Raw genomic sequence first — 10,780 nt, 5'->3', positions numbered from 1 at the left:
ATAAAGTTTTTAAATTTGTTCAACGACGATGCTTAGCAGCCCGTCGACTTAAAATCTCTTAAACTAGTGGCTATGACTTTGCGGAAGAACCTTCAGATGATGTTGACTGTAACACTACTGGTGTTGGCAGTGCTTTCATTGCATTGGCAGGAGAGTTTTTTATCAGGGAATGCTGAAAAATCGCCTTTAGAACAAACAGAAGAACCTGTTGCCTCTTATGTAGAGCGAAAGGTTGTTCCAAACCAACCGCAGCACTTTAAGCCGCTCACAGAAAAAAGAGTTAACCACAAAGGATAACAGAGCAGACATTTTAGGAGTACTGAAATTAATTTCCAACTAACTATATTACCCCATAAAGCAAAAGCCTGCGACTTAAGCGCAGGCTTTTCTGTTACAGTGCCTTAAGTATAAACTTACCTTCGGATAAACCGGGCGACAGTATAATTAACACCGGGTACGATTGCCAAAATCGTCATCGAGATCATCACAAAAAATACAAAGAAGCTGCGGAACCACCTGCCCACAAAATCCGACCCTAAGCCAAAAGTATAAAGCTCAAGTGCAGAAGCCAGTAAAAGACTTACAACGGCAATGATCACTAGCTTCCGGCGCAGTAGGGGTGATACAGACTTGCTTTTCATGTAGGATTAATTTTCAGCTTAAAGGTACGGCAGTGGCTGGCATATTTAAAAATCAGGAATGGCCTTTTTCTGCTTCTTCGGATTCCTGTTGGCTGGTTTGGTTATGGCCACCTGTTTCAGAAGGCTGCTGCTGCTTCTCCTGCTCCTGCTGCACTTTTTCTGTGTCAGATGAGTCATTTTTTGTGTTTTCCTGCAGGGGCTGTTGCTGTTTGTTCTCTTTCATCGTTATTATATTAGATGTATGTATAAATGTACGGCTTGTGAGCGCGGGCGATACGTATTTTAACTATAAACTCTGCAAGGACGTACACTTATAAAGACGCTTTGGCCTAAAAGCTGGCGCAATGTTTAACCGAAATAATCAGAAAAATGTATATTAAAAAGATAAAACCAACCTTATTGTCGCTTACAGTAGCCATTATGGCTACACTTAGTATGGCATCTTGTAACAAGGGTACAGAGCCAGGCGAAACTAATGTAGAACGAAGTGGAATAGTAGAGGAAGGCTCACTGGTAGGGTCAGACGAAGATAAGAGCAATGTAGAGCGGGATACACTGGTGGGTGAAAGCCACTACGACCACGCGGACCATGAAGAGCACGAAGATAATAACGCCAAAGTGCTGGGCGATGGCGCTTATGATGGCAAAGGAAACGGCGTAGAACGCGACGAAGTACAGTAATTATCTGCATTTAAAAGAGAAAGCCTGCCTCCGTTTACAGAGGCAGGCTTTCTTATGCCTTTTACTTTTTGAGCAGAGGGTTATCTAAATCTAAAACCATTCGGGCCTATACCTGCTACAAAGCTAGTTACTTGTGTACCGTCTGGGCGGTAAACGAAAACAGTGCCGTTACCAGTAAACGACTGTTCTGCACCATAGATATAGCCAGTCTCAGGATCTACATCCATGCCATAGAAAGACTTGTTGATGATGCTGGTTGTGCTGATAGTTGAAGCGTTCACGTCCTGCGCAAATGTGCTGCCGCTATAGTTAAAGTATAGTTTGTTCCCGGCACCATTGATGGTGAGGTTGCTTGGGGAACTTTGATTGCTTGGAAACACTAATGTGCTTATTACTGCATTGGTAGAGGTGTTGATAGAGCTAAGTGAGCCTGGAGTCGTCTTCGTATAATCGACTGCGCTAAAGTCATCGTTGTATACTACACGCCCGCCAGAAAGCACCCACAGCCTGTTATTTTGGTCAAGCTCCAGTGAAGAAGGTCTATCCGTTAACTCAATGTCAGCTTCTTTTGTATCGGTGGCAGTATTGATAACGGCTACAACGTTAGATCCACTCACGGCAACATATACTTTTCCATTTGCAATGTAAAGCTCCTCTGGCACTGGTCCCACAGGTATAGACTTTATTACTTTGTTTGTCTTCAGATCTATAACAGACACTTGTCCGGGTTCGCCATACTTGATCCACTCCGTTACATAAGCTTTGTCCTCGTTGAGAGCAGCAAAAAAGCGGGGCTGCTTCAGGTTCTCAATAACGGCTTCGGTTTTAAAAGTATAGGCGTTTACGATTTCTATTTTGTTACTGTTGTTAACGGTTAAATAAGCTCGGTCTCCTACCAAGTCCATATCCATCAATACATCTCCAAGTGGTCTGTCAGCATTCGCTTTGCTGAATATGTTATTTACCACTTTATGGTTTGCGCTATCGCTCTGGAAAGAGATAGAACTGGTAGGGTAGCCATAGTTGCCTTCATTAAGTACAAATACCCCCTTCTGGTCATAGAGCCCACGGGCTTCTACAATTACTTCCGGTTCTGGATCATTGTCATCATCGCAGCTGGTAAAAGCAAATGAGCTGATAGCTACAGTAGCAGCAAAAAAGTAGCTGCGGAATTTATTTAAATTTTTCATTCGTTTATAAATATGAATATGGTATAGTTTAAGGAATAATAAAGCGTAAGCTGAGGGTATAGCCGCGTGGCGGCATGGCACGGTAGGCCATTGTCTGATAGTCAGAGTCAGTTACATTATCTGCACGGAGTGCCAGTTGCAGCTTGCTCTGCCCCAACTGTAGCTCCTTACTAACGGCCAGGTTTAGGAGCAGGAAGCTGTCCAAACTGTTGGCCTCTGAGTTAGAGGTATAGCGCAGGCCTGTGTAATTTATATTGCCTAACAAGCTCCAGCCTTTATACTTAGCCTCTGCTGAAAAAAGGCCTTTATGCAGCGGCACATACATAAGTTGCTTGCCCAAGTCGTTGCTGCTGCCTTCGTATACTGCTGTCTGCTCCGAAGAAGTATAGGTATAAGCTGCCGTTGCCTGCACTTTTGCCTCGCCTATAGTTGATGTGGCGGATGTGCTTAACTCCAGCCCTTTACTTTCTACTTTCTGAAGGTTGGCAGGTCGCCAGGTGCCGGTGCTGCTCGGAGACCACTGTATCCAGTTATCTATTTGCATCAGGTAAGCAGTGGCTTCTGTTGTTAGCGTTGCCCAGCCAAGGTCAGTGATGTTCTGCATACCGGCCTCATAGTTCCAGCCTTGTTCAGGTTTAAGGTTAGGGTTGCCGGCACCAATCCAGAAGCGGTCGTTAAGGGTAGGTACTCTGTAGCTGCTGCTGATACTGCCTTTAAGTGCAAGTAAGTCGTTGTTCAGGGGCTTCCAGTTAAACCCTAGCGAGGGTGTGGGTGGTGGGTTAAAGCCTTCTACAAAAGCTTGGCGCAGGTTAAGGCTAAGTTGTAGCGGTTCAACGGGGTCGTAGCGGAAAAGCGCAAAAACAGAGCTTCGTACCTCGTTCGGCTCACCTGCATAGCCATCATTCAAAGCTTTAAAATATTGTAAGTTAAAACCGCCACGCAGGCTCCAGTGCCGCCCATACGTATAGGTTTGCTCTGCCTGTAGCTGATACGTATCTACATCCGACTTAGAATCGTTGCTAAGGTCTGTGTAGTGCAGGAAATCGTTGAAGTAAGCTGTTTTTATACTTGTTTGTCCAAGCCAGCTTAAGTGGTTTAACTCAGCCATCAAGCGCAGGCTTTCGTCCACTTGATGGGCATCCGTGTCAGCAGATCCCATGGCTGGTTGTATTTCACGGTCAGCGTACGTATACCAGCCGTGCAAAGCCACTTCTGTTTTAGGAGAAATCTGCCAGCTAAAATCCTGTGTGGAGCCGCGCTGCGCTACCGCCGCATGGTTCTGCCTTGCTAGCGGGGTGCCAAATCGACTGAGGTCTTTATAGGTGTAGTTATTCGCTGCCTTTAGGTTGTAGACGCTTAAGCCGTACGCTAGCTTTTTGCCGCTGTAGCTTGCACTGCCACTCCCAAAATAACGTTCAAAACTACCTGCTTCCAATTTTATGTCAGTGCCAAAACCCTGCTGTTTGTATTCATGAGAATTTAAAAGGATGGCTCCGCCAATAGCCCCGCTACCATAGTTTGCCGCTGCCGACCCATACTGCACGGCCACATGACCAATGCCTGTTACCGGTATCGTAGAAAAGTCAGTTTGGCCCAGTGAGGCAGGTGCAATATTTAACCCATTCCAGAGTACAGCCGTCTGCGAAGCGTTTGTTCCCCTAAAGGCAACAGATGAAATGCCACTTGGGCCGTAGCTTTTAAAGTATAACAGGGTGCGTGCCTGTAGCGCGTCTGCTAAGGAACTGGAGCTATAGGTGCTCAGGAAGGTACTGTCAATATACGCTACCTTGCTACCCACTGTGTATACTTCAGTAGGGTTACCGAAAACCTCCACCGTCCGCAACTGGTAGGCACTCGTGTCTTGCTGTGCCAATGCCATGGGCGCAATGCTGCACAGGCTGGCACATAGCCATACTTTCAGAAACGGAAATAATTTTACCACGATAGTTTTGCTTACATCCCGAAGCATGCAAACAGGTATACAGGCAGAAACAGCAATCGCGGTAAGGCGGTGGCCGTGCAGCTTTTTACCCGAAAGCATACGACAAATTTGGTGTCGGACTGGCAGGTCTCCTGGCTCTCTTCAGTTAGCCCGCCTTCCCATGCTGCGGTTGCAGTACAGTGGCCGTTGGTGTTAGGCTAACCCTTTAATAGAAGATGACAGTTGCGGGAACAGCGCAGGACTTACACCTGCTTCCCTTTTAAGGCTATAACCACGGCAGTAGTTATGGCCACCAATCTGGGTGCAAAAGTAAGGAATAATGATCAATTAATAATGTTTTTTGTCTTAAACTTTGTACAACCAGTAAGATGTAAACGTATAGCCATGTTATGATTATGCATTCTCAATTAGTCACTGTACATTAAATCGTGAAGCTTCCGAAATCCTTTTATACCCGACCCGATGTGGTGCAGCTGGCGCAGGAGCTGTTGGGCAAGTATGTATATACCTGTGTAGACGGTATATTAACAGGCGGTATGATTGTGGAAACAGAGGCTTACTCGGGGCAAAACGACAAAGCCTGCCATGCCCATTTGAACCGCCGCACGAAGCGCACAGAAATCATGTATCACGAAGGTGGGATAGCCTATGTATACTTAGTGTATGGTATCTACCATCTGTTTAATATCATTACTAACACAGAGGGTAATGCCGATGCGGTGCTGGTACGAGCCATTGAGCCGGAGGTAGGGGTAGAGGAAATGCTGCTGCGGCGCGGGATGGCAAGTATAAAGCCAAACCTGACGGCCGGACCGGGTGTGCTAAGCATTGCCTTGGGTATTGATAAAAAGCTTTATGGCGCTGACCTTACCGGCAGTGCTGTCTGGCTGGAAGATAAGAATACAAACATACCTTCTGCTAGTATAGCCACTGGCCCGCGCATAGGTATAGATTATGCTGAGGAGGATGCCCTGCTGCCCTGGCGCTTCTGGGTGAAAGGCAATAAGTGGGTAAGCAAGAAGAAGTGAGAAGAGTAGCTTCTGCTTTCGCGACTTACATCGGGCTAACATTTTTGAAGTATACCATATAGTCAAAAGACTGGTCTGATTTCGTTTTGTACATTCCGTTTCCAGACCCAATATTTCTGATAGTTATACCTTTAAAGTCCTTCATGTGGAGTAACGTTACCTCCTGCATCGGCTGATTAATTTTCTTTCCAATCCACTTAGGATCTTGTACCGGTTCAAATCTTGTTGTTCCGGTTGTGTATGTGTTTCTAATTTCTCCTGCACGAAAGTCAAGTCCGACAGCTACATACGCAGCACCTAATACGTTGCTTAAATGGTAGCCCATCGGTTTGTACCATAGGCTCCTGGCTTTGTTTATGTGCCCGTTGTGCGCCCACAGAAAAACAGGTTTGCTTTCATGCTTTAGCTGCTCAGCCACTATCTCTGCCATGTTAGCATCTCTTATATTAGTAAAGTTGATAGGGTTGGCCTTCTCGAAGGCAAGGGTATGTTCTATCACTCTCATGTGCAAGTGTAGGGCTGGGCGCTGTGCTGCGTGTACATCAACAAGGCTTCTTAAAGCTATAACTGATTTTTTAATTTTCTCCTGGTCTTCCTTTGGTAGCTTTTTGATGTTATAGGTACGCGATACGCCCAATTCTTTCATAAGTGTAAGGCCGTTGACAGGTAGTAATGTATGAGAATCAGCATTCTTCTCTTTTAAAAAGTTTTCTATCGCTTCGGTGGCAGCTTTGGCAGATTGAGCATCAAAACCAAGGAAAGAAAGCTGCTCATCTGTCGGTTTGCTGCTGTTGTAATCCCTCATCCAGGTTATCAGTTCAGCCATATCGTCTCCTGCCCAGATACCATAAAGCCCCTTTTTCATTACAGAGTCAGCCTGAGAGCCTTGGTTACTCCTTATATAATCATTGATAGCTGAAGCTGCTGAGTAGTTGGTTTCGATCAGAAGAGTTCTCGTGACACCCTTCGTTACCAAGGCTTTAAATAGCTCTACTTTATACTTAGTAAAGTCTTTTACTCCATGAGCTGACTCGCCTACTGCAATTACTTTGGCATTGTGAAGTGTAGGGAGGCCCTCAAGCGGAGTCTGTGCCAATAGATGATGGGTAACAGATAGGCAGATTATAAATAACAGAGTAGCTAACGTATTTTTCATAAAACGCTTAACTATTTATTTGTACATGAATAGACTTGTAAGCTGAGCGAGTGGTGTAGCATGGCTAGTATAAATACATATTTACCTCTCCAGTGCTAATAAAATCGTTGCCGCTCAGGCTTTCTTCAAGCCTTTAGCTCCTTTTTGAAAAAGTCAGTGGTGCGTTTCCAGGCAAGTTCTGCTGCAGCTTTGTCGTAACGGGGTGTGGTGTCGTTATGAAAGCCATGGTTAGCATTGGCGTACATATAAGCTGTATATTTTTTGTTGTGCTCCTTTAAAGCCGCTTCATAAGCTGGCCATCCCTCATTAACACGGGTGTCTAGCTCAGCATAATGCAGCAGGAGGGGAGCTTTTATTTGGGGCACATCTTCTATTGGGGGTTGGCCTCCGTAAAAAGGAACAGCTGCCGCCAAATCCGGAATCCGAACGGCCATCATGTTAGAAATCCAGCCGCCAAAGCAAAACCCTACGACACCCACTTTACCGTTACAATCCGGGTGGTTTTTGAGGTAGTTATAAGCAGCTATAAAGTCTTCCAGCATTTCATCTCTGTTCCGCTTACTTTGCAGTGCACGGCCTTCATCGTCTGTGCCAGGATAGCCGCCCAGTGGTGTTAAAGCATCCGGGGCAATGGAAATAAAGCCTGCCAACGCGGCTCTTCGGGCTACATCTTCAATGTGTGGGTTCAGGCCTCTGTTTTCATGCACAACCACTATGCCGCCGAGTTTCTTTTTTACATTCGCTGGCTTCGATAACAAAGCCTTTATCTTTCCGCCTCCCTTCTCAGACTGGTAATAGACATAGTCTGATTTTAGACGGGTATCATCTGGAGTAACCTGAATTTTGCCTTTGTAATCCGGCATCAGGAAGCTCATAAGCGATGCTACAGTAAGGCCGCCCACAGCGTATAGCGATAGTTTCTGCACAAACTCACGCCTGTTTAGCCGGTTGTGTGCATAATCATCATAAAGGTCAAGCACCTCTTGTTTGATATCTTTCTTATTGATTTCGTCCATCTTCGGCAGTATAAGTTTATACCTTTGAATATAATGAATTCTACATGATAAGGTACTCGTACTCCTGCTTTTATATAAACTACCTGAGGAATTTACCTGTGAAACAGGGGGATGTAAGCTACAGTGCTCTGCTTCCGCTCAATGCCGGAAACTCATGTGATACCACAGAAAGACAAAGATTGGTTGCGCCAGAGGTTATACCGGTAAAGTGTTTGCAAGCGAGGCAAGAATTATACTTGCTCGGAGGCGGCACTTTGCGATTTGGCGGAAACCGCAGAAAGGTTCTTGCGCATGATGGTAATGCCCATATTACCACCAAGCTTGGTATGTATGCGCCAGCCCAGGTCCAAATAAAAGCTTACCCTGTCGGTAGCTACCAAGTATAGCTGCGTATAGCCTATACACTGGGCATGATGCTCTAGCGCCTGTACCAGTTGCTTGCCTACGCCCTGCATGCGGTATTGTGGGGCAACATAGAGTGCTGCCAGCCATGGGGTCAGGTCCGGGAGTTCGGTTATACCATCATCGGCTAACAGCAGCACAGAGCCGGCAGGGGTGTTGCCATCCATAGCTACAAATGCAGCCGGAAAGTCTTTGGCATGCAGGTGCTCCCGTAAAGGTTGTTTTACAACGTCCACAGTGTTGCCCGGCTTCTCCCACCACTGATGATAAATCCAGTCAGCTACAGTATCAAAGTGCTGAGGCACATCGCGGAGGTGCTTTATACTTATCATCGTCAACCCTACTTGCATGTATTCTTAAGCTTGATTTTATTGAAAGGGACTAACAGTATACTTGATTTAGCATTTTTTGGTCATACCCTTATGTAAAGAGTAGATTAAATTTAACTGCTTATACAAGTGCCCGCAGCTGCTATAAAAAAGAGCAGCCACAACATGGCTGCTGTGGCTGCTCTTTAAGTATAAAAAGCCTTTTAGCTGTTTGCCTTGTTGCTTTCGCTGTCCTGCTCGTTATCAGTACGGCCTTGTGGTGTCTGGCCCTGCTTTAGAGGTGTGTCTGTTACATCGCGCTCAAGGCTATTGGTTATATCCTTTTTGTCGCTCTTACTTTTATCAGTCAGTTCAGACTGCTTGTTTTTATCTTGATCTTTCATCTGTTTCTTAAGTTAAGTTATATTTTACTCCTCAGAAGAGCCATTTTTGCTGTTAGCGTTGTCGCTTACATTCTGCCATCCTTTGCCACCTTTTGCAGGCCTGCCTTGGTGGTTGTTGCGTTCTTCTGCGGAAGGAGCTGGTTTAGTCTGTGTGTTAGAGCCAGTATTATTCATGCTTCTAATAGAGGCTTCGACAGCTAGCTTACTGCCTTTTTTGCCATACTCGTATGATTTTTCAGGATTACTTGCGAAGCCATTGAATTCCCAACTCTTGTTCTTTTCGTTTTTCATCTGCTCTCATAGGTTAATGGTGAAACAATCGGCCTTTGAAGAAAAGCCGTTCAATAGTGTACGAGCGCAACTAGCTCATGTTCTGTAGCAATGGCTAGTATTTCTGATCACTGTTTTCTTCTACATCCTTACCAGAGCGGATATTTGTGATACCACCGCCAGTTCCGCCTATTGTAGGAGAAGTTGCATCGCTCTGTGAACTGGTACTACCGTTTTTAATAGATTCACCCGGCTTTATGGTGCGAGACGTTTCATTCACGTCCTGCTTCATTCTGTCTTCAGTATTCTTGTTTTTCTCGTCTTTCATAGCTGTATTCTTTTGTAGTATTGCCAGCTATACTTTGTTACTGGCTTTCTATACTATGTACGATGCAGCAATGGGCATGTTTAGGTGCGAAGCGCTTAATAACAAGAGGTAGAGGGGATGTTAGGCTTTTGCGCAGATCAGCACAATAGGCTTTTGGTGCATGTCTGTGGTAAAGAAGAGATACGTGTGGCCACCTTCTTTTATACCTGTTTTATGGCGTATATCAGCTACAGACTCCGGGAAGTTGCGCACTGTAATGTTGGCTTTCTTGCCAGGCAAGTGTTTCAGTAGTTCCTTTTTGTTATAGCGGCTCACGCCCATACATTTGAAACTACGGCCCGGAAAGTCTATAATTAATTGTGCAGAGGTATAAAGGTGGCTATTGGGGTGCAGCTTGTGCAGGTGTAAATGCTGGCCAAGGTAGCGGTAAGCACCTGCTTTAAGTATGGCAGCATTTGGCTCATAGATAAACTGCTGCGGGTCGGTATAATCAGGTGTGGCGGCGTCTTCCTGCGCCCGGCTAAAGGAGAGCAACTGTGGCGCTGCACCAGGCAGAAGGTTTATTGCTGTACGTAGGGCATCAGCAGGAGCAGGAACCTCCGGTTTCAGTAAGTATAAAACTTCTTTTACTTCGTTCTGCAAAGCCACCACCCATACCTGTGCCACATAGCCAAGCTCTTGTATGGCCTGCTCTATATCCAGCATCGGCGAGGTTTTGAGCAGTATGGTATTGGCTTTTTGCAACAGTTGCGGGAGCAGGTGTAGTATGTCCGGCTCACAGTGCTGTAGCAGGTGCAGTTTTTGGTCGTGGTTGCCCCGGCGGGCGGGGTCTAAGTATAAAACATCAGCTTTACCTTTAAACTTAGTTATAAAGTCTTCTGCGGTAGTATGTATACTTTGGATGTTGTTTGCGCCCAGCAGCTGAAAGTTATATGCAGCCACCTCCTGTAGCTCCGTGTTCTGTTCCACGTGTACCACCTGGGCAAAATGTTTTGCAAAGTAAAAGCTGTCTACGCCAAAGCCACCAGTTAAATCAATGAGTAGCTCACCCTGTAACAGGCTTGCTTTGTAAGCCGCTGTTGCCTCCGAAGAACTTTGCTCTACCGACAGCGCCACCGGAAATACAGCCTGCGGATGTGCTACCCAGGTCTGCAACTTAGTGCTTGCCTTTTGCCTTGCTTTAATCTGCTGCACCAGCTCCTGCACCGGTAGCTTAGGGTAGCGGCTAGCCTGCAGCATCAATTGTGCTACATCCTGTTGCTGGTGCTCAAGTATAAATTGCTGTTCCTCCGGGGTAAATGTACGCATGCGGCCTTACTGTATTTAACTCCCGGTAAAGTTACCTATTTATGAATCCATCTGTATATTCAAATTTTTGTTTAATCTTTTATTAAAAATATTAAACAAAAATACG

The 10,780-nt window shown here is 45.6% G+C and carries 14 protein-coding genes and 1 riboswitch; of the genes, 3 read left to right on the top strand and 11 right to left on the bottom strand.

Translation table 11 applies throughout. The features are described 5' to 3' along the window. The first annotated feature begins 72 nt into the window (after nucleotides 1–72). Nucleotides 73–297 (top strand): hypothetical protein, encoded by a 225-nt coding sequence (locus tag ACFQ2O_RS16465; RefSeq protein WP_377530171.1) that lies wholly within the window; start codon nucleotides 73–75, stop codon nucleotides 295–297. A gap of 116 nt (nucleotides 298–413) precedes the next feature. Here ACFQ2O_RS16465 and ACFQ2O_RS16460 read toward each other — a convergent pair whose 3' ends face one another. Further along, complete coding sequence (locus ACFQ2O_RS16460; protein WP_377530169.1) at nucleotides 414–641, bottom strand: DUF2798 domain-containing protein; 228 nt, start codon at nucleotides 639–641, stop codon at nucleotides 414–416. A 52-nt stretch (nucleotides 642–693) separates the two neighbouring features. Then, the gene (locus ACFQ2O_RS16455) at nucleotides 694–864 is read right to left on the bottom strand and encodes a hypothetical protein (protein ID WP_377530167.1); all 171 of its coding nucleotides are present in this window, start codon (nucleotides 862–864) and stop codon (nucleotides 694–696) included. Nucleotides 865–1,010: 146 nt separating this feature from the next. Here ACFQ2O_RS16455 and ACFQ2O_RS16450 point away from each other — a divergent pair, with 146 nt between their 5' ends. Next, nucleotides 1,011–1,322 carry a hypothetical protein gene (locus ACFQ2O_RS16450; protein WP_377530165.1) on the top strand — a complete coding sequence of 104 codons (312 nt, stop codon included), beginning with the start codon at nucleotides 1,011–1,013 and terminating at the stop codon, nucleotides 1,320–1,322. An 80-nt stretch (nucleotides 1,323–1,402) separates the two neighbouring features. Here ACFQ2O_RS16450 and ACFQ2O_RS16445 read toward each other — a convergent pair whose 3' ends face one another. Both ACFQ2O_RS16445 and ACFQ2O_RS16440 read right to left on the bottom strand, forming a co-directional pair. Continuing rightward, the gene (locus ACFQ2O_RS16445) at nucleotides 1,403–2,512 is read right to left on the bottom strand and encodes a DUF5074 domain-containing protein (RefSeq protein ID WP_377530162.1); all 1,110 of its coding nucleotides are present in this window, start codon (nucleotides 2,510–2,512) and stop codon (nucleotides 1,403–1,405) included. Nucleotides 2,513–2,540: 28 nt separating this feature from the next. Then, complete coding sequence (locus ACFQ2O_RS16440) at nucleotides 2,541–4,553, bottom strand: TonB-dependent receptor plug domain-containing protein (RefSeq protein ID WP_377530159.1); 2,013 nt, start codon at nucleotides 4,551–4,553, stop codon at nucleotides 2,541–2,543. Between the two features lie 5 nt (nucleotides 4,554–4,558). Next, nucleotides 4,559–4,766, bottom strand: a riboswitch (cobalamin riboswitch). 116 nt (nucleotides 4,767–4,882) lie between these two features. Here ACFQ2O_RS16440 and ACFQ2O_RS16435 point away from each other — a divergent pair. After that, nucleotides 4,883–5,482, top strand: a complete 600-nt coding sequence (locus tag ACFQ2O_RS16435) for a DNA-3-methyladenine glycosylase (RefSeq protein WP_377530156.1) — start codon at nucleotides 4,883–4,885, stop codon at nucleotides 5,480–5,482. Nucleotides 5,483–5,507: 25 nt separating this feature from the next. Here the strand turns inward: ACFQ2O_RS16435 and ACFQ2O_RS16430 are convergent, their stop codons facing one another. The 7 genes from ACFQ2O_RS16430 to ACFQ2O_RS16400 form a co-directional block, all read right to left on the bottom strand. Then, nucleotides 5,508–6,638 carry an erythromycin esterase family protein gene (locus ACFQ2O_RS16430; protein WP_377530154.1) on the bottom strand — a complete coding sequence of 377 codons (1,131 nt, stop codon included), beginning with the start codon at nucleotides 6,636–6,638 and terminating at the stop codon, nucleotides 5,508–5,510. A gap of 125 nt (nucleotides 6,639–6,763) precedes the next feature. Then, on the bottom strand, nucleotides 6,764–7,654 hold the full coding sequence (locus tag ACFQ2O_RS16425) for a dienelactone hydrolase family protein (RefSeq protein WP_377530152.1): 891 nt from the start codon (nucleotides 7,652–7,654) through the stop codon (nucleotides 6,764–6,766). Nucleotides 7,655–7,884: 230 nt separating this feature from the next. Continuing rightward, nucleotides 7,885–8,406: a GNAT family N-acetyltransferase gene (locus tag ACFQ2O_RS16420; protein ID WP_377530150.1), complete on the bottom strand. Its 522-nt coding sequence runs from the start codon at nucleotides 8,404–8,406 to the stop codon at nucleotides 7,885–7,887. Between the two features lie 182 nt (nucleotides 8,407–8,588). Beyond that, nucleotides 8,589–8,768, bottom strand: a complete 180-nt coding sequence (locus ACFQ2O_RS16415; protein WP_377530148.1) for a hypothetical protein — start codon at nucleotides 8,766–8,768, stop codon at nucleotides 8,589–8,591. Nucleotides 8,769–8,792: 24 nt separating this feature from the next. Continuing rightward, complete coding sequence (locus ACFQ2O_RS16410; protein ID WP_377530145.1) at nucleotides 8,793–9,059, bottom strand: hypothetical protein; 267 nt, start codon at nucleotides 9,057–9,059, stop codon at nucleotides 8,793–8,795. A gap of 94 nt (nucleotides 9,060–9,153) precedes the next feature. Then, nucleotides 9,154–9,366, bottom strand: coding sequence for a hypothetical protein (locus tag ACFQ2O_RS16405; protein ID WP_377530143.1), 213 nt, complete (start codon nucleotides 9,364–9,366; stop codon nucleotides 9,154–9,156). A 120-nt stretch (nucleotides 9,367–9,486) separates the two neighbouring features. Beyond that, nucleotides 9,487–10,674 carry a THUMP-like domain-containing protein gene (locus ACFQ2O_RS16400; RefSeq protein ID WP_377530141.1) on the bottom strand — a complete coding sequence of 396 codons (1,188 nt, stop codon included), beginning with the start codon at nucleotides 10,672–10,674 and terminating at the stop codon, nucleotides 9,487–9,489. Between the last annotated feature and the right edge of the window lie 106 nt (nucleotides 10,675–10,780).

It is taken from the genome of Pontibacter rugosus, assembly GCF_042678745.1.
Taxonomy (GTDB): domain Bacteria; phylum Bacteroidota; class Bacteroidia; order Cytophagales; family Hymenobacteraceae; genus Pontibacter; species Pontibacter rugosus.
This window is presented reverse-complemented; position numbering and strand designations above follow the sequence as displayed.